This is a genomic window from Candidiatus Paracoxiella cheracis, assembly GCF_049348705.1.
Classification (GTDB): Bacteria; Pseudomonadota; Gammaproteobacteria; order Coxiellales; family Coxiellaceae; genus Paracoxiella; species Paracoxiella cheracis.
This window is the reverse complement of the sequence record NZ_CP186485.1, coordinates 1,444,400-1,464,130: the sequence shown is the minus strand read 5'-3', so window position 1 is coordinate 1,464,130 and position 19,731 is coordinate 1,444,400. Positions and strand designations below refer to the sequence as shown.

14 protein-coding genes and 2 pseudogenes are annotated in these 19,731 nt (G+C 42.9%); 6 read left to right on the top strand and 10 right to left on the bottom strand.

All coding sequences use genetic code 11. The annotated features are described in order from the left end of the window. Positions 1-37: 37 nt before the first annotated feature. From lptF to ACJMKR_RS07615, 3 genes are all read left to right on the top strand, one after another. The gene (gene lptF, locus ACJMKR_RS07625) at positions 38-1,141 is read left to right on the top strand and encodes an LPS export ABC transporter permease LptF (protein WP_423062551.1); all 1,104 of its coding nucleotides are present in this window, start codon (positions 38-40) and stop codon (positions 1,139-1,141) included. Continuing rightward, positions 1,141-2,208 carry an LPS export ABC transporter permease LptG gene (gene lptG, locus ACJMKR_RS07620; RefSeq protein WP_423062550.1) on the top strand — a complete coding sequence of 356 codons (1,068 nt, stop codon included), beginning with the start codon at positions 1,141-1,143 and terminating at the stop codon, positions 2,206-2,208. Before lptF ends, lptG begins: the two co-directional genes overlap by 1 nt. An 88-nt stretch (positions 2,209-2,296) precedes the next feature. After that, on the top strand, positions 2,297-3,877 hold the full coding sequence (locus ACJMKR_RS07615; RefSeq protein ID WP_423062549.1) for a peptide chain release factor 3: 1,581 nt from the start codon (positions 2,297-2,299) through the stop codon (positions 3,875-3,877). Between the two features lie 132 nt (positions 3,878-4,009). On the opposite strand, the pseudogene ACJMKR_RS07610 reads toward ACJMKR_RS07615, so the two are convergent. From ACJMKR_RS07610 to ACJMKR_RS07590, 5 genes and pseudogenes are all read right to left on the bottom strand, one after another. Next, positions 4,010-4,195 (bottom strand): annotated as a pseudogene (locus tag ACJMKR_RS07610) (IS982 family transposase); the annotation flags it as partial. Positions 4,196-4,450: 255 nt separating this feature from the next. After that, a pseudogene (locus ACJMKR_RS07605) lies at positions 4,451-4,852 on the bottom strand (IS982 family transposase); the annotation flags it as partial. A gap of 219 nt (positions 4,853-5,071) precedes the next feature. After that, positions 5,072-5,434, bottom strand: a complete 363-nt coding sequence (locus ACJMKR_RS07600; RefSeq protein WP_423062548.1) for a hypothetical protein — start codon at positions 5,432-5,434, stop codon at positions 5,072-5,074. A 219-nt stretch (positions 5,435-5,653) separates the two neighbouring features. Next, complete coding sequence (locus ACJMKR_RS07595; RefSeq protein ID WP_423062547.1) at positions 5,654-7,192, bottom strand: transposase; 1,539 nt, start codon at positions 7,190-7,192, stop codon at positions 5,654-5,656. Between the two features lie 231 nt (positions 7,193-7,423). Next, a complete protein-coding gene (locus tag ACJMKR_RS07590) occupies positions 7,424-8,254 on the bottom strand; it encodes an MATE family efflux transporter (protein ID WP_423062546.1) in 831 nt (276 codons plus the stop codon). A gap of 3 nt (positions 8,255-8,257) precedes the next feature. On the opposite strand from ACJMKR_RS07590, the gene ACJMKR_RS07585 reads away from it, so the two are divergent. Beyond that, a complete protein-coding gene (locus ACJMKR_RS07585; RefSeq protein ID WP_423062293.1) occupies positions 8,258-9,796 on the top strand; it encodes a transposase in 1,539 nt (512 codons plus the stop codon). A 290-nt stretch (positions 9,797-10,086) separates the two neighbouring features. Here ACJMKR_RS07585 and ACJMKR_RS07580 read toward each other — a convergent pair whose 3' ends face one another. Continuing rightward, positions 10,087-11,319 carry an IS256 family transposase gene (locus tag ACJMKR_RS07580; protein WP_423062545.1) on the bottom strand — a complete coding sequence of 411 codons (1,233 nt, stop codon included), beginning with the start codon at positions 11,317-11,319 and terminating at the stop codon, positions 10,087-10,089. A 140-nt stretch (positions 11,320-11,459) separates the two neighbouring features. Next, positions 11,460-13,412 carry an aconitate hydratase gene (locus ACJMKR_RS07575; protein ID WP_425475589.1) on the bottom strand — a complete coding sequence of 651 codons (1,953 nt, stop codon included), beginning with the start codon at positions 13,410-13,412 and terminating at the stop codon, positions 11,460-11,462. A 446-nt stretch (positions 13,413-13,858) separates the two neighbouring features. On the opposite strand from ACJMKR_RS07575, the gene ACJMKR_RS07570 reads away from it, so the two are divergent. Continuing rightward, the gene (locus ACJMKR_RS07570; protein WP_423062544.1) at positions 13,859-14,683 is read left to right on the top strand and encodes an IS982 family transposase; all 825 of its coding nucleotides are present in this window, start codon (positions 13,859-13,861) and stop codon (positions 14,681-14,683) included. Between the two features lie 165 nt (positions 14,684-14,848). Next, the gene (locus ACJMKR_RS07565; protein WP_423062543.1) at positions 14,849-15,001 is read left to right on the top strand and encodes a hypothetical protein; all 153 of its coding nucleotides are present in this window, start codon (positions 14,849-14,851) and stop codon (positions 14,999-15,001) included. A gap of 472 nt (positions 15,002-15,473) precedes the next feature. Here the strand turns inward: ACJMKR_RS07565 and ACJMKR_RS07560 are convergent, their stop codons facing one another. The 3 genes from ACJMKR_RS07560 to purB form a co-directional block, all read right to left on the bottom strand. Further along, complete coding sequence (locus ACJMKR_RS07560) at positions 15,474-17,174, bottom strand: NAD-dependent malic enzyme (protein WP_423062542.1); 1,701 nt, start codon at positions 17,172-17,174, stop codon at positions 15,474-15,476. Positions 17,175-17,306: 132 nt separating this feature from the next. After that, entirely contained in the window at positions 17,307-18,173 is an 867-nt protein-coding gene (locus ACJMKR_RS07555) for a YiiX/YebB-like N1pC/P60 family cysteine hydrolase (protein ID WP_423062541.1), read from the bottom strand. Positions 18,174-18,197: 24 nt separating this feature from the next. After that, a complete protein-coding gene (gene purB, locus ACJMKR_RS07550; RefSeq protein ID WP_423062540.1) occupies positions 18,198-19,574 on the bottom strand; it encodes an adenylosuccinate lyase in 1,377 nt (458 codons plus the stop codon). Between the last annotated feature and the right edge of the window lie 157 nt (positions 19,575-19,731).

The window sequence follows — 19,731 nt, the reverse complement described above, 5'->3', positions numbered from 1 at the left end:
AATTCAACTATTTTTTCACAAATGGTGAAGTTTGTCAGTGATAATTTTTCGATATCTGTGTAAAGAAGTCTTTGCTACTCTACTCGCCACCACGTTGATACTGCTGATTATCTTTATCACGAATCAGTTTGTCCACTATCTTAACGATGCGGCGAGCGGAAAAATTACTATCCAAGCTGTGATGGAAGTGATGACGCTACAGGTTCCCTTGTTTTTAGGCTATTTGTTGCCCCTGAGCTTGTTTTTGGGAATCTTGCTGACGTTGGGCCGTTTTTATGTCGATCACGAGATGGTGGTGTTAAGTGCCTGCGGGGTGAGTCGCGCGCAGCTAGTGACAATGGTCATGTTATTGGCGTCGTTGGTGATGGGTGCTGTTGGTTGGCTAATGTTGACCGTTGAACCTAGAATGCAGTGGTATCAGGCGAAAATCCTTGAAAATGCGGTGGCCACGGCTTCTTTAGACAAAATATTGCCTGGGCGGTTTCAAGACTTAGGCAACGATGGCAGAGTGTTTTATGCAGGTAAGGTTAGCAAACATCACGATGAAATGGATGATGTGTTTTTAGCGCAAAGCACGACGACAAAGGATGGTTCTGTATCTTGGGATGTGGTGAATGCAACCAAGGCTACACAGTTAAACACAAAGATAGACGGCCGATTTGTTTTATTTAAACAGGGTATCCGTTATGTGGGTGTGCCGGGGCAGTTAAAATATCATGTTGCGAAATTTGGAACCTATGGTATTCGTTTGACGAGTCCAATAACGAATATGGGTGGTCGAGTGCAAGCGATGCCAACATCAAAATTGTGGAATCTTCGCAAAACAGATTTGAAAGCAGCCGCCGCATTTCAATGGCGTGTGGCAATGCCATTATCTGTGTTAGCTTTTGCCTTATTGGCTGTGCCATTAAGTCAGGTGAATCCACGGAAAGGTAAGTTTGCACAGATGCTACCCGCCGTTTTAATTTATATTGTGTATGCCAATTTAATGTTTGCGGGTCGCGCTTGGGTTGAAAAGGGCGTTATTAGTCAGGATATTGGCCTTTGGTGGATAAATGGGTCGCTATTTTTACTAGCAGTTGTTTTGTTAGTGGTACAAAAAACAGGGCGTCGTTTATTCAGTTTCGCTAGAGGTAAATAATGCGAATTTTAAACGCTTATATTCGAAATTCTGTCATTAGCGCTACGATAATTGTTTTTCTTGTTTTATTGGGCATGGAATCCTTGATGGAATTTATCGGGCAGCTATCGGATATTGGTGTGGCACATTACGGCATGTGGAAAGCGTTTATTTTTGTGCTCACGCAATTACCTTCCGACCTGTATCAATTATTTCCGATGGCTGGTTTTCTCGGTTGCTTAATTGGCTTAGGGCGCTTGGCGTCCAGCAGTCAATTAATCGTGATGCGATCAGCCGGTGTGTCGATTGCCGGGATTACCGGGTCGGTGATTCGGGCAGCCATTTTAATGATTATTGTCGTGACGTTTGTGGGGGAGTTTATTGCGCCTAAATTACAGGCCAGCGGTGATCTTATGAAAGCGACGGCGCTGTCACAAGAAGTTGGTTTCAAGGCGATGGGTGGTGTTTGGTTGCGCGATGGCGGATCGTTTATTCACATTGGCGCTGTCGATTCAGATCACAAGGTGAGTGATGTGAGTCGTTTCGTGATCACGCCGCAGCATCAATTATTATTATCGGCATATGCTCCAAAAGCGGTTTATAAAAATGGTCACTGGACGATGCTTGATGTAAAAGAGTCTCGTTTAACACCGCAACGAGTGATAACAAAGACTATTCAACAGTTGCCACTGAACATTGTTTTTAATCCCTCTTTGATGAAAGAAGGGCAAAAACGGATTGATCAACAGTCAATTGTGGATTTGTATCATTCAATTCATTATCGCAAGCATGCAGGATTGACGACGAGTCAATATAAATTTGCTTTTTGGCAGCGGCTCATGCAACCGTTGACAACGATTGTCATGATTTGTCTTGGTGTCCCTTTTATTTTTGGTTCGTTGCGTAGTGCGAGTATGGGTCTTCGGATTGTAACGGGTGTCATTATCGGGTTTGCTTTTTATATGTTAAATCAGTTTTTTGGGCCGTTTACGATGGTGTATCAAATTCCGCCTGTTCTCGCGGCCGTCATGCCAACCTTGTTGTTTGCGATTGCATGCGGGATCATGCTCAGTCGGTCGCGGGTTTAAAAGTAAAGCAATTTCTCAAAGCGCCTTCAATTCGTTTGACTTGTTTGGGAGCTTTGGGTATAAAACGTGGATTTTGAGGTATAAGTGTTTGAATGAATTAACACAACAAATTGATAAACGCAGAACGTTTGCGATTATTTCACATCCGGATGCGGGTAAAACAACCCTCACTGAAAAACTCTTGTTATTCGGTGGTGCTATTCAATTGGCTGGCACGGTTAAGGGTAGAAAGGCTGCGCGGCACGCAACATCTGACTGGATGGAGCTTGAAAAGCAACGCGGTATTTCGGTGACTACCTCAGTCATGCAATTTCCTTATCATGATTACATCATTAATTTATTGGATACACCTGGCCACGCGGATTTTACCGAAGATACGTATCGTACATTAACGGCTGTCGATTCGGCACTGATGGTGATTGATGCAGCAAAAGGCGTTGAACCACGCACCATAAAACTCATGGAAGTCTGTCGCCTACGCACAACACCTATCATCACATTCGTTAATAAAATGGATCGCGACAGCCGCAACCCCATTGACCTCCTCGATAATATTGAAGATATACTCAATATTCGTTGTGCTCCGGTCACTTGGCCGATTGGCATGGGTAAAAGTTTTAAAGGAATTTATCACTTAGAAGAAGATGCCGTTTATCTTTATTCAGGTGGAAAAGAAGGGCGGGTGAGTGACATCGAGAGAATTTCTGGCTTGAATAATCCAAAGCTCGATGAGATTTTGGGCGACATGGCCACTGAGTTTCGTGACGAGGTTGAGCTGTTGAAAGGTGCTAGCCATTCGTTTAATCGCGAAGAATATTTAGCGGGTCGATTAACCCCTGTTTTTTTTGGTTCCGCGATTAATAATTTTGGTGTGCGTGAATTATTAGACGGTTTTGTGAAAAATGCCCCGTCGCCGCAGCCACGTGAAACAGATGCTCGTACGGTAAAACCAGAAGAAATAAAATTTAGCGGTTTCGTTTTTAAAATGCAGGCTAACATGGATCCGGGTCATCGCGATCGAATTGCGTTTTTGCGTGTTTCTTCGGGTCATTACAAAAAAGGAATGAAAACCTACCAAGTGCGTATTGGAAAAGATATTCAAATTAATAATGCGCTCACGTTCATGGCGGGCGAACGTGAAAATGCAGAAGAAGCTTGGCCGGGTGATATTATCGGCTTACACAATCATGGTACTATCCAAATTGGTGATACTTTCAGTGCCGGTGAAACATTTAAATTTACGGGTATTCCTAATTTTGCACCGGAGTTGTTTCGGTTGGTGCGTTTAAAAGATCCACTGAAACAAAAGGCATTATTAAAAGGCTTGGTTCAGCTTTCCGAAGAAGGTGCAACGCAAATTTTTCGACCGTTGAGTAGCAATGAATTAATCCTAGGCGCAGTCGGTGTGTTGCAGTTTGATGTTGTCGCGTATCGACTGAAAAATGAATATAACGTGCAATGCGTTTATGAATCTGTGAATACTGTCACGGCACGCTGGGTTCATTGCGATGATAAAAAAATGTTGGAAAAGTTTAAAATAGAACAAGAAAGAAATTTAGCGCTCGATGGTGCCGGCAATTTAACGTATTTGGCGCCATCTCGTGTAAATTTGGATATCACCATGGAAAAGTGGCCTCATGTTACTTTTGCCGAAACCCGCGAGCATTAGATTGAAAACTATTTAATTAGCTGAAAATAGATTCCTCGAGATGCCTTTAACTTATCCACTGGGGAGAGCTTTGGTGGAAATTTCATGCTATGATTCACCCCTTTGATTTTATATTAGTTTGATATATTAACCTCAGTTCTGGATAACTGCGTATAAATTATTCTTTATATTGTTGGTTTTTATTCCTGGTTTGTTTGGTCGCCAAGAATAGGCAATTAGCGCTGCAAGGGTATTGACTAAAAAATTAATCGGACTACGATGACGCGAATGCTCAACATGATACAAGTTTTTCAACTGATCGATAATCGTTTCTACGATGCCACCAAGCGTGTCGCGATGCTCGTGATAGATTATTGCCATCCCTGTCAATAATCGACTCGCAATACGCGACAACTTAAATAGCCGCGGACGTCCTCGTCGCCCGCGCTCCGCGACCTCACGGCTCGACTACGCACGGGCTCTCAAATGACTTGACGGCTCGTAAAGATTTTTTGCAGTCGCTTACGCTCGGCAAAAAATCCGAGCCTACCGCGGAATACGCGCCTTCGCTTCGCTCTCCATGGCGCGCATCGGTTGTTTTAGGAAAAACTTTTCAAATGCAGAAAGCATTTTGTTCTTCATATTTTTACGGACTTTTGTCACAAATTTTAAATCGTGTTTTGCCAAATCGTCCGCAAGATCTTTTCCAAGATACCCTTTATCGCCAGCGCCCAACCCCTTTAAATTAGCCATTAATTTTCTAACAACAGCGCGATCATCCACGTTCCCTTTCGTTAAACAAAAACGGATTAATTCCCCTTGATGATTAATCACAATATGTAGTTTAAAGCCGTAAACCCAGCCCATTGTGCTTTTACTGCGTTTAGCAATGCCTTTGAAAACCTTGTTTCGATAAATTCGTTTATTGTGGCATACGCGTAGTGTAGTTGAGTCAATATAATACAATCCCGTGTGTTTGCCCTTTCTCGAAAGCAAAGAAGTGTGTCGCGATGCTCGTGATAGATTATTGGCATCCCTGTCAATAATCGACTCGCAATACGCGACAACCTAAATAGCCGCGGACGTCCCCGTCGACAGCGCTCCGCGACCTCGCGGCCGACTGCGCACTGTCTCCAGATGACTCGACGCCGCCTACAGATTTTTGCCACTCGCTACGCTGCCTACGGAACTCCGTTCCTTCGGCACTCCGCTCTGTCAAAAATCGGCGGCTGCCGCGGAATACTCGCCATCGGCTTCGCCTCTCCATGGCTCGCATCGGTAGGCGGCGAGCATCATTAGCGCTGCTGATTGGCAGGCGACAAAACGTGTGTAACTCAGCGCCGTAGGAAAATACTTCTTCATGTCTTGTAAAACACATCCACAATAAAAATCCTTAAATGTGCGATAGTGACTCATTTGAAACAACACAATGATGGTGCCAATTTCAGACAAGCTCATTTGCATCGCTCGATCTCGTTTTCTGTCTGGGTTCGGTAGCAAATACTTTGATTGACCTTTCAAATAATCCTTGCAAAAATCATCCATATCACAAAAAATCTCCGTGACCGGTGCCAACATGATTAACTCCTGTTACATTATTTAGCTGTAATTTTGGAGCTAAATTTTAGCGGTTCCGGTCTTTTTTTCAATTATTTCATTCACTTATTCCTTTTCTTATACAGAACTCAGGTTATATTAGTTAGTTGGAATATGTACGATGTCTTTTGATTTGGACTTTGGATAAATAAAATCCCTTGCCAGTTAGGACAATAATCAAAAAATGTGAGTTTCTAAATCTTAAGCTGTTTTTTGCAGCAATTCGTAGAATTTCTCAGGTGTAAAATTTATTTTATCCAACCATGATTTTACTATCCCAATCAAATCCTCTATTTTTTCAGGGTCTGAGTTTTGCGTCTTTTCTTCAGTCCTCTGAATCGTTTTAATTTTTGAGTTGCTATTTTTGAAAATAGCAGGATGTCGCGTGCGTTTCCCCTGCGTATCACCTTTGGTTCTGCCTTGCGGATTACCGCGTGGTTTGCAGAGATTAGCAGGCGTGCCAACGGTATCAAGCACCGTAGAAAAACCTCGTTGCGTTTGTGAAGGGGTCGCAGTTATTGATGGTTTTTCGTTATCCACTTGGAAGCTCGGCAAATACCGCTCCCATTTTTTCGGTAAAATCGGGGCAAGATTCCTCGCTAGATAAAGTTGCGTATACGCTAATGCTGTCATCCGCCACCAATCTTCTTCGTGCTTAACATCCGGTGTTTGGTATCGGTCAAATAACAGTTTGTCTTTACCAAAACGAAAGTAGTGTTCAATGTCATAGCGTCTATCGTAATAGTGATACGCTTCTAATGCTGTGATTTCATTACGTCGTTCACCAGCGAGTCCTAACCAGAGTGGATTTTTATATAAAGATTTACCGTTAGCATCAACCGCAACCAATTGCACAACAGTAACAGGATGCTCATATCCTTTAAATTGCTTTGAACCACGCAGTAATTGGTCACGCCATATTTTAATCTCCAATTGGTAAGTTTTGCCACTGCGGGTTGTAATGGTTTGCTGCACAATCTCATCGGATTCACGGTGAGTCGTGCTGTCGTTTAGTTTCATCGCATCACCATAGCGTTTTATACTTCCTGAGGTATTATCTTCTATTGATGCGGGCGCGAAAACATTACGGGTACTGTTAAAACGGAAAAGATGTACCCAATTGGGATTTTCGCTAACCAGTTTACGGCAAGCTTCTGTACCATATTTTGAATCAGCCACGCTAACCACCAATTTATGAGTAAGCGCTAAGTCTGCAATACAACGGTTAATTTGCTGCATCCCAACTACATTGCCTTTTTCATCGCTTTTAACGCGCCTCGTATCCAGTGGAACTAACCAATGCTTTTCTTGAGCTGCACCATCATTGGGCAATAGTGATACCGTTGAATATTCATGTCCAATGGTAATCGGTTTGTTACCCGGTGCTGGATTAGGGCTGTAAACCACATGGCGATCTTCAACACAGTGTGCACTTTGACGCGACTGTGGTGTCGTATCCGCAATAATGATCACACGGTCATCGCTATGACTCACATGTTCATATTGTATTTTCATCATGCTATCCCAACAATTTGCTACCGACAAACCATCGCTAATCGCATCGGTAATACTACTGTATTCACGTTCAAAGTATGGCGATTCACATAATTCTATAGGTGTTTTGCAGCGATGGCCATGGCTTGAAAGGGCATCGAGTAAATTCATATTGGCATCGCGTCGCGCGGGGAAGATGTTGTAGAGGAATGTACGGAATTGTTTTAGTTTTTCTGTCGCTAACATCGTTTGTTCCTTATTTTATTTTTTCGAACAAACGTTGTTTACAACGTAAATTTTTTTTTCGGTTTCTATGTCAAGCAATTTTTAATTATTTTTATAAATTTATCCAAAGTCCAATGTACTGCTGACGCCAAATTTTACAACCTCATGTAAACAGCAGCAGGGGCAAGCAACATTGATTCTTGCCATTCATGCAATCCTTATCCTAATGATTTTCTGAAATAGCAAAATATATCACATCAACAAAAATGAGGCACTACCATCGCGTTTTGCAAATAATTGCATCGGCTTTAACTCAGGCAATACATAAAAAATAACTAACAGCAATATTAAATTAAGCCAAGCCTGAATTGAAAACGCATAACTCAAACCCGCAACACCGTAATCTTTAAATCCAAGCTTACCAAAAATTAAAATGTAAGAAACCCCAACAAAAATCAACAAGCAAAATGAGTTTAAAATTATCACAAGACGCTGTTTTAACATACCATAACATGCTTGTTGTATCGTTGCACCCAACATAATGGGCACCACTCCCCACTCCAAGGCATGGAAATATTGGCGCACATAGACGATTAATTCTGGTGGCTGGCCTGTCCACAGTAAAAAACGATCGACATACCAAAAAAGAATCATGGCTGGGATGCTAATTATTAGTGCGAGCACACAACCTTGTTGGATAATCGATCCAATTTCATATTGCTTGCCCGCACCCCACGCTTGACCCACCACGACACTCACTGAAAAAAGCAAAGCAATCATGATGACTATAATCGTGATCATCGTCGGCGTCATGAGTGCACTTGCGGCCAACACCGTGTGCCCGAGCCGCGCCAACATCAACATGCCGATAAAACCACTGAGCATTTGGATGAGACGAGATCCCGCCATGGGAAGCGCCAAACGAATAGTTTTTCCGACTAAATGGGTGGGCTTTGGGGCAGACGCATCAAATTGGACTTTGGATAAATTTATAAAAATAATTAAAAATTGCTTGACATAGAAACCGAAAAAAAATTTTACGTTGTAAACAACGTTTGTTCGAAAAAATAAAATAAGGAACAAACGATGTTAGCGACAGAAAAACTAAAACAATTCCGTACATTCCTCTACAACATCTTCCCCGCGCGACGCGATGCCAATATGAATTTACTCGATGCCCTTTCAAGCCATGGCCATCGCTGCAAAACACCCATAGAATTATGTGAATCGCCATACTTTGAACGTGAATACAGTAGTATTACCGATGCGATTAGCGATGGTTTGTCGGTAGCAAATTGTTGGGATAGCATGATGAAAATACAATATGAACATGTGAGTCATAGCGATGACCGTGTGATCATTATTGCGGATACGACACCACAGTCGCGTCAAAGTGCACACTGTGTTGAAGATCGCCATGTGGTTTACAGCCCTAATCCAGCACCGGGTAACAAACCGATTACCATTGGACATGAATATTCAACGGTATCACTATTGCCCAATGATGGTGCAGCTCAAGAAAAGCATTGGTTAGTTCCACTGGATACGAGGCGCGTTAAAAGCGATGAAAAAGGCAATGTAGTTGGGATGCAGCAAATTAACCGTTGTATTGCAGACTTAGCGCTTACTCATAAATTGGTGGTTAGCGTGGCTGATTCAAAATATGGTACAGAAGCTTGCCGTAAACTGGTTAGCGAAAATCCCAATTGGGTACATCTTTTCCGTTTTAACAGTACCCGTAATGTTTTCGCGCCCGCATCAATAGAAGATAATACCTCAGGAAGTATAAAACGCTATGGTGATGCGATGAAACTAAACGACAGCACGACTCACCGTGAATCCGATGAGATTGTGCAGCAACCCATTACAACCCGCAGTGGCAAAACTTACCAATTGGAGATTAAAATATGGCGTGACCAATTACTGCGTGGTTCAAAGCAATTTAAAGGATATGAGCATCCTGTTACTGTTGTGCAATTGGTTGCGGTTGATGCTAACGGTAAATCTTTATATAAAAATCCACTCTGGTTAGGACTCGCTGGTGAACGACGTAATGAAATCACAGCATTAGAAGCCTATCACTATTACGATAGACGCTATGACATTGAACACTACTTTCGTTTTGGTAAAGACAAACTGTTATTTGACCGATACCAAACACCGGATGTTAAGCACGAAGAAGATTGGTGGCGGATGACAGCATTAGCGTATACGCAACTTTATCTAGCGAGGAATCTTGCCCCGATTTTACCGAAAAAATGGGAGCGGTATTTGCCGAGCTTCCAAGTGGATAACGAAAAACCATCAATAACTGCGACCCCTTCACAAACGCAACGGGGTTTTTCTACGGTGCTTGATACCGTTGGCACGCCTGCTAATCTCTGCAAACCACGCGGTAATCCGCAAGGCAGAACCAAAGGTGATACGCAGGGGAAACGCACGCGACATCCTGCTATTTTCAAAAATAGCAACTCAAAAATTAAAACGATTCAGAGGACTGAAGAAAAGACGCAAAACTCAGACCCTGAAAAAATAGAGGATTTGATTGGGATAGTAAAATCATGGTTGGATAAAATAAATTTTACACCTGAGCAATTCTACGAATTGCTGCAAAAAACAGGTTAAGATTTAGAAACTCACATTTTTTGATTATTGTCCTAACTGGCAAGGGATTTTATTTATCCAAAGTCCAAGGTTAGGGTTGGCTGTGGCATTGTGTTTGGGTGCGATTACGGTATATATGTGGTGGCGGCGCAAAGTCGCTAGCCTTGTGGGTTCAGAAAGGGACTGTTTATTAGTTTGTGTAAATCGCGTCAGTCAGAATTATGAATCAGCCATTGTGTTAACTGATTTTTTAATTTTATCAAAAACTACATTGCGTTCAAATTAATTTCCTCTCTTATGAATTTTAAGTTTTATACAAAATCCGCCAGGCGATCTTCAAACATAAGGGCAAAACGATTCATGGCGGCACCCCAGTCTCGAATCGGCATGGTCCATTTTTTGGCTATATTTTTTAACCCTAAATAGAGTTGTTTTAAAGCGGCATCGTCCGACGGAAAAACTCGTTTATTTTTAATAACTTTTCGGATACTCATGTTCAGTGATTCAATAGCGTTAGTGGTATAAATCACCCTCCGAATTTCTGCCGGATAAGCAAAAAATGGCACAATGCGCTCCCAATGAGTCAACCAACTTTTGGCAATCGAGGGAAATTCAGCATCCCATTTCTCAGAGAAACTCGTCAGCGCCAATTCTGCTTCTTCAACCGTACTGGCCGAATAAATAGCTTTTAAGTCAGCGGCCACTTCTTTTTTCTTTTTCCAACCCACATAGCGCAATGAATTCCGCACCATGTGTACAATGCAAAGCTGTACTTGAGTGTTAGGATACACAGCGCCAATCGCATCAGGAAAGCCCGTTAGCCCGTCAACGCAACAAATCAGGATATCTTCTAGGCCTCGATTTTTTAACTCCGTTAATACATTCAACCAGAATTTAGCGCCCTCATTTTGGCTAATCCAAATACCTAGCAATTCTTTTTGCCCATCGATATTAATTCCTAAAGCCAAATACAATGCCTTATTGATAACCTTTTTATCTTGCTGCACTTTAATCACTAAAGCGTCCAAATACACAATCGGATACACCTTGTCCAACGGACGACTTTGCCAAGCCTTCACTTCTTCAATCACTTCGTTGGTTACTGTAGAAATGAGACTCGAACAAATAGTTGTGCCATACAAATCTTTCAACTGATCTTGAATATCACGGGTAGTCATACCCCGTGCATAAAGACTCATAATTTTGTCATCCAAATCATCAAAGCGGGTTTGATGTTTTGGAATCAATTGCGGTACAAACTCATTGTTACGATCACGAGGAACCTCAATGGTCATCTCGCCATCTGTTGTTTTGATCGTTTTTTGGCTGTGCCCATTGCGGGAATTACCACTATTGTTGCCAGACACTTCGTGTTTTGCATAACCCAGCGCGTCCGTCAGCTCCCCTTCCAGAATACGCTCCGTCAGTGCCTTTTTTAACTCCTTTAACAAACCAGTATCACCGAAAATATCAGATGCGGTCTTGGTATGTTTGAGAAAATATTCCACAACCTGTGGACCTAATTTATTGGTTTTCATTGCCATAGTCAAAGACTCCGTATAATTTTAACGACCTTTCCCTGACTATCGCATTTACACAATCTTATTTACAGACCCTTCAGAAAAGCACCTTACCTAAGAGTAAGGCGCTTTCTGATGTTTCTCTCGGTCCTAAGGTTGAACTATTAAAATCCATGTTGTTTCGTCCAATTAATCAAACTTCCTAGCTTGATTATTTCTTTTTGGCGATGCGATAAATCTTGATGTAATTTAATCGCTTTATTTTTATTTTTAATAGTGGCATCAATATTGCCGCTCTCATTGTCTAACTGTCGATACACGTCATCGATGACAAGGACATCACCTTGAACAATGTCATCGTAATCTTTCGGATTGACGAAGGTTAATGGCAGCACACCAAAATTCACTAAATTTTGCCAATGGATGCGCGCAAAACTTTTTGCAATGACGACGCGAAGTCCTAAAAATCGTGGGGCTAATGCTGCATGTTCGCGACTAGAACCTTGGCCGTAATTCTCATCGCCCACAATAATGTGACCACCAATTTTATCGCGTAACTCAATAGCGCGTGGCACAAATTCTGGATCGACAAGGCGATAAGTAAATTCGGCAATTTTGGGAATGTTGCTGCGATACGGCAACACTTTGTTGCCGGCCGGTGAAATTTCATCGGTTGAAATATTTTCTCCTACTTTCAATGAAACTGGAAACTCAAACGAATTGGGCAACGGTTCTAACTCCGGTAAACTTACAATATTGGGGCCTTTTATCAGCGGCACTTGTTTGGCGGTTTCCGGTGGTAGCGGTGTTTCAAGCGATTCAGTATTGATAATGCGTTTTTTCGGTAATTTTATTTTAGGGTAGGGCATCTCCATGTCGCGCGGATCGGTAATCACACCATACAGTGCAGACGCGGTTGCAGTTTCAGGACTGCAAAGAAAAACTTTATCATCAGGTGTTCCTGAGCGTCCCGGAAAATTGCGCGGTACCGTGCGCAAACTGTTGCGACCGGAAGCAGGGGCTTGACCCATACCGATACAACCGTTACACCCGGCCTGATGAATACGCGCGCCGGCGTGAATTAAATTCGCCATATAACCATCGCGCACTAATTCTTCCAGTATTGTTCGCGACGATGGATTAATATCGAAAGACACGCCATTTTTTATGGTTTTGCCTTTAACCATTTCGGCTGCGACAGCATAATCGCGATAACCGGGGTTTGCAGATGATCCAACATAAGCCTGATAAATTTCTTGGCCCGCGACATCTCTCACCGGCACAACTTTTCCGGGGCTCGATGGCATTGCGATTAAGGGTATTAATTTTGATAAATTAATTTCATCATCGGTGTCGTAAGTTGCGCCTTTGTCAGCCTCTAATTTTATCCAATCTTTTCCCCGACCTTCGCTTTTTAAAAATTCACGTGTAATTTCATCCGAAGGAAAAACGGTCGTAGTTGCTCCCAACTCTTGCCCCATGTTTGCAATGACGTGGCGATCCATGGCTGTTAAATGTTTTAGTCCGGGGCCATAATATTCGATGATATAACCCACACCACCTTTAACGTTATAGCGACGCAACATTTCTAAAATAATATCTTTGGCGCTAACCCAGTCCGGTAATTTGCCAGTGAGTTTAACGCCCAAGACTTTAGGCATTTTGATGTATAGCGGATGACCCGCAATGGCCATGGCGACTTCGAGTCCGCCTGCACCGATCGCGATCATGCCGAGCGATCCACCAGCACAGGTGTGGCTGTCGGAGCCCGTTAATGTTTTGCCGGGTCTGCCAAAGTTTTGCATGTGAACGGGATGGCTGACACCGTTGCCGGGGCGGCTAAAATAAAAGCCAAAACGTTTCGCAGCGCTTTCCAGGAATAAATGATCGTCGGGATTTTTAAAGTCTTCTTGAATTAAGTTGTGATCGACATACTGTGCCGAGAGCTCGGCTTTGGTGCGTTCAAGACCCATGGATTCCAGTTCTAACATGACCAGTGTTCCCGTGGCGTCCTGACATAAAGTTTGGTCTATTTTGAGGGCTATTTCCGTACCGGGAATCATCTCGCCCTCGATGAGGTGGTCCTTGATCAGCTTTTGCGTGACATTCATTGCCATCCAGTCATGCTCCTTTTGAACAGATTCTGTTTTAAGTCTCTTAATAGTATAACCTGAGTTCTGTAGAAGTGTGTCGCGATGCTCGTGATAGATTATTGGCATCCCTGTCAATAATCGACTCGCAATACGCGACAACCTAAATAGCCGCGGACGTCCCCGTCGACAGCGCTCCGCGACCTCGCGGCCGACTGCGCACTGTCTCCAGATGACTCGACGCCGCCTACAGATTTTTGCCACTCGCTACGCTGCCTACGGAACTCCGTTCCTTCGGCACTCCGCTCTGTCAAAAATCGGCGGCTGCCGCGGAATACTCGCCATCGGCTTCGCCTCTCCATGGCTCGCATCGGTAAGAAAAGGAATAAGTGAATGAAATAATTGAAAAAAAGACCGGAACCGCTAAAATTTAGCTCCAAAATTACAGCTAAATAATGTAACAGGAGTTAATCATGTTGGCACCGGTCACGGAGATTTTTTGTGATATGGATGATTTTTGCAAGGATTATTTGAAAGGTCAATCAAAGTATTTGCTACCGAACCCAGACAGAAAACGAGATCGAGCGATGCAAATGAGCTTGTCTGAAATTGGCACCATCATTGTGTTGTTTCAAATGAGTCACTATCGCACATTTAAGGATTTTTATTGTGGATGTGTTTTACAAGACATGAAGAAGTATTTTCCTACGGCGCTGAGTTACACACGTTTTGTCGCCTGCCAATCAGCAGCGCTAATGATGCTCGCCGCCTATTTGCTTTCGAGAAAGGGCAAACACACGGGATTGTATTATATTGACTCAACTACACTACGCGTATGCCACAATAAACGAATTTATCGAAACAAGGTTTTCAAAGGCATTGCTAAACGCAGTAAAAGCACAATGGGCTGGGTTTACGGCTTTAAACTACATATTGTGATTAATCATCAAGGGGAATTAATCCGTTTTTGTTTAACGAAAGGGAACGTGGATGATCGCGCTGTTGTTAGAAAATTAATGGCTAATTTAAAGGGGTTGGGCGCTGGCGATAAAGGGTATCTTGGAAAAGATCTTGCGGACGATTTGGCAAAACACGATTTAAAATTTGTGACAAAAGTCCGTAAAAATATGAAGAACAAAATGCTTTCTGCATTTGAAAAGTTTTTCCTAAAACAACGTGGCATCGTAGAAACGATTATCGATCAGTTGAAAAACTTGTATCATGTTGAGCATTCGCGTCATCGTAGTCCGACGATGCGCGCCATGGAGAGCGAAGCGAAGGCGCGTATTCCGCGGTAGGCTCGGATTTTTTGCCGAGCGTAAGCGACTGCAAAAAATCTTTACGAGCCGTCAAGTCATTTGAGAGCCCGTGCGTAGTCGAGCCGTGAGGTCGCGGAGCGCGGGCGACGAGGACGTCCGCGGCTATTTAAGTTGTCGCGTATTGCGAGTCGATTATTGACAGGGATGGCAATAATCTATCACGAGCATCGCGACACGCTTGTTAATTTTTTAGTCAATACCCTTGCAGCGCTAATTGCCTATTCTTGGCGACCAAACAAACCAGGAATAAAAACCAACAATATAAAGAATAATTTATACGCAGTTATCCAGAACTGAGGTTAGTATAGACAAAAATGGGGGATTGGGAGTGACAGCGACGTGTAGTCATGAGATCCCTCATTTCATTCGGGATGACATGTGATGGGAAAAAAATCACGTCACTCCGAGCGAAGCTAGGAGTCTCAAACGTGTAGCACTATGTTGTGGTTGCGTAATCTTGAATTTCAATTGCTTGCCAGTACGAGAAAGAGTCCGTGTTTTTCGGGAATCGCCATCCATGGCTGCTTAGTGCCATCCTGGCACTAACGCCCTAAAACACGGACTCTTTCTCTTTGCCGCAATTGAAATGCTGTTTGAGAGTGGATGACTTAACCTAACCTCGTCATCCCGGAAATTTTGCATCAGGATATGCAAAATTATCCGGGATCCAAACCGTTACCAGGGATGAAAAAAAACGACGTCATTCCGAGCAATGCGAGGAACCTCAAGCAGGCAGCATTCTGCTGCAATTGAAATACTATTTAATTAGCTAAACAAGTCGATAGGGTAAATAATGTGGCTCCCAGATATTTTCATCGACGAGGTCGGTGACGGATTTTTTCGACTTGACGGTTGCAACGCCTTCGTCGATAGCTGCTTTTGCTACGGCAATGGCAACTTGTCGCGAAGCTTCGCGTCCTTGCTCTATTTTGGGAAGTAAGCTGCGTGTTTTAGGGTCTGCATACTGACTCAACGCTGCACTTGCTGCCCACAACATGTCATCGGTTACGAATTTGGGTTTCACCGAGATAACGCCCAATCCAATGCCAGGAAAGGCGAGGTAATTATTGCATTGACTGATTGGGAAAGATTGATTGTGATATTCTACATCATCAAATGGACTGCCGGTCGCGATTAATGCTTTGCCATCGGTCCAGGTTAATAAATCTTTTGGTTTGGCTTCGCTTTTTTCAGTGGGGTTTGAAAGTGGAAAAATAATCGGTTTTTCGACGTATTTTGCCATGGTTTTTACGATCGTTTCGTTGAACGCGCCGCGTCTGGCAGAGCATCCAAATAAAATAGTCGGTTTTACATTTTCAATAACATCAAGTAAAGAAACGTGCGTTTTATCGTTTACTTGCCAAGCATCAATTTCAGAGGATTGTCGAACAAACGGTTGCTGTGATGGTGTGATGTCACTCACACGCTCTGTTAACAAACCTTCTTTATCGACCAGCCAAAATCGTTTTCGTGCTTCTTCTTCGGATAAACCACTGCGACATAAAGCCTTGCATAAATTGTCGGTCACACCCATGCCGGCTGTACCCGCGCCAAAAATAACGATGCGTTGCTCTGCTAATGGTGTGCCGGTGTTGTTGAGCGCTGCCAACACAGCAGCGTTAGCTACAACTCCTGTTCCTTGAATGTCATCGTTGAAGCTACACATTTTATAGCGGTATTTAATTAAGTTTTGATAGGCGTTGGTACGACCGAAATCTTCCCAGTGCAAAAAAGCATTGGGACATTTCTTTTGAACGGCTGTGGTAAATTTTTCGATGAACTCAGCGTATTCTTCGCCGGTTAAGCGCGGGTGTCGCCACCCTAAATACAGCGGATCGTTTAATAAATTTTTATTGTTAGTGCCGGCATCCAACATGATGGGTAGCGTGTTGAGTGGATTAATGCCAGCCATGGCGGTGTAAACCATGAGCTTTGCAACAGGAATCGCCATCGCGCCCACACCTTGGTCGCCGATGCCCAACACACCTTCACCGTCACTGACAACAATAAGGTTAATGTTAGGGTTTGATCGGTTATCTAATATTTTTTCGATATGGTCGCGATCTTCATAGGAAATATAAAGTCCGCGCGGGTGCATAAATTTACGGTTAAAGACTTTAACGGCATTGCCCACAATGGGGGTGTAGATAGTGGGTAACATTTCTCGCAAATGTTTTTCAATCAGTGCGTAAAATAAAACTTGGTTGGTATTTAATAAGTGATTTAAATAGACGTTGCGATTAATTTGTTCCTCAAAAGATTTATATTGTAGATAAGCGCGTTGGATTTGCTCATCTAGCGTTTCGATTTTGTTGGGTAATTTGCCAATCAAATCGAATGCTAAGCGTTCTTCACGCGTGAAAGCGGTCCCTTTATTCAACTGAGGAATCGTCAATAATGCCTTACCACTTATGGATGTCTCGACGTATTCTTTGCCGTCTTTATCTTTCTTAAATTCAAACTGTAACATGCATCGCCTCTGTTCTGCGCGGCCAATCAATGGTCAGTAGGGTCTGTCCGTGAGTCGGTTTAGGATGGTATACCAATAGAGATATAGAGATAATTATAGCCTGAAGATGGGAAAACCGATAGCTGCTCACACTCACTCACCAGGCTTTCTTTCTGGCTTTTTCTTATCGCTGGTTGGTTTTTTATGTTCGTGAAGAATGCCTTCATCATCGCTAAACAAGCCCTCATGCCAGGGTAAATCATGGTATGGAGCATGGCCCGGGAGCGGGTAGATCGGATATTTGATGATGGCGAAGTAGGGTGAATAATCAAAATCACTTGGTGTGAATAATCTTGGATTGCGATGAATCATTTCTAGTTTATTTTCATCCGTTTCACGAATTAACGGTAAAACAGGAAATTTAATAGATGTAAAAGCCTCGGCGATCATGGCTGAGCAAATGTCTTGTGTGGTTTGACTGGGGTTTTTTTCTTCAAATAAAGACGACATCCAACGACGCGGCAATAAACGGCTTGCCAAGACGAAACGTCCTAAATCAAAAAAGTGTCGTGTGTTGTACTTGCGTCCTAAACGTTTGATGGCGAATCCGATGACGCGTTGTGCATCTGAGTGTGATAATCCTGTTGGGCGACAAATGCGTAAATGGTATCCGGAATATTCGGTAATGGGTCTCACGATAGTGCCTTGACCAATAATGCTTTCAACTAAAAGTTGTTTGCCAGCAGGGCCGTGATAATGTTTGCGAAGCAGTTGTCGAAGCTCTGGGTCTTCTATGCTGTGTAAACGGCCAATATAAAGTGCAGCATGCGTCCACGGACTGTGTGTAACACGCTTAATAATTCTGCTGATGCGATTGGCGCCTTCAACTAATAAAACGTCACCAGGAATAACTTCATGACAGATGCGATCGAAGTCAGATAAGTAGGCGCGTTCTTCAGCATCAACTTCTTTAGTGAGATAGTTGCCGACTTTTTTTAATAACCATTGAGTTATTCCCATTTTTAATATCCTTTTAAAGCCCGTCTACAATGCTTTGATTTCCTTAGCTAGGGAATCAGCGCAACCAATATAGTTGTGCGGAGTGAGTGAGAGTAAGTGTTTTTTAGCATTATCGGGGATAGTAAGCTCGTCGATAAATTTCTTTATTGCATTTTCATCAATAGTTTTACCACGTGTAAGATCTTTGAGTTGTTCGTAAGATTCCATCAGTCCATAACGTCGCATTGTCGTTTGCAAAGCTTCCGCGAGCACTTCCCAGTGCGACTCAAGATCTTTTGTAATGGTTTCTTTTTCGGCGCTCAGCTTGTTTAAACCTTTCATCGTTGCTTGGTAGGCAAGTAAAGAATAACCTAAAATAGAGCCTAAATTGCGTAAAACGGTGGAATCGCTTAGATCGCGTTGCCAACGTGAAATGGTGAGTTTGCTGGCAAAGTCATGGGCGAGCGCATTGGCGATACCGAGGTTACCTTCGGAGTTTTCAAAATCAATCGGATTTATTTTATGCGGCATGGTCGATGAGCCAATTTCGCCTTCGATCGCTTTTTGTTTGAAATAACCGAGGCTGATGTATCCCCAAATGTCTCGGTTAAAATCGATGAGAATAGTATTAAAACGACTAAGTGTTTGTAACCATTCGGCTAATCGATCGTGTGGTTCGATTTGGGTGGTGTAGGCATTCGGCTCTAAGCCAAGGTCGATAATAAATTGACGGCTAATAGCCGGCCAGTCGATGTCGGGATAGGCTGCATAATGCGCATTAAAATTTCCTACCGCACCGTTAAATTTACCCGTTAATTTAAGTGTATTTAACGTTTGATATTGTTGTTTGAGTCGCATCATGAAATTCGCTAACTCTTTACCCAGCGTTGTTGGGGAGGCTGGCTGGCCATGCGTTCTTGATAACATGGGAAGGTCTGCGTGCGTTTTAGCGAGTTCGGCGAGCTTATTAATCAGCGCTTTCATGTTGGGTAGTAGCTGAGATTCTTTCGCCTTGTCGAGCATCAGGCTGTGAGCGAGGTTGTTGATATCTTCTGAGGTGCAGCCGAAATGAATAAATGGAATGAGTGGTTCGAGTGCTGGGTCCATTTTGAATTGTTGTTGTAAATAATATTCAACTGCTTTTACGTCGTGATTAGTGGTTTGTTCTATAGTTTTAATTGCTTCGGCTTGTTCTAGGTCGAAGTTAGCAATAATGTGTTCTAACTTTGCACTAACTGTCTTGTTCAGCTTTTCGATTTCTTGTATTTTGCTGTGCTTAGCTAATGCCATCAACCAGCGGATTTCTACATTCACACGGTAAAACATGAGTCCGTATTCGCTCACGATGGGTCTTAGTTCAGATAATTTTTGTTGATAGCGACCGTCGAGCGGCGATATTGCGGTTAAAGGGGAAAGCTCCATTGTTCCTCACAAATTCAAGGGTGACTTCTGAAATAATAATACACGAGTGCTCAAGTGGCTGCCAATGCAAAGATATTAGTAAATACACTCAAAAAAAATAAACTGTCATGGTGCTTAGGATGCATGACCTTCAACCTTAATTTGTAAAGTTGAACGG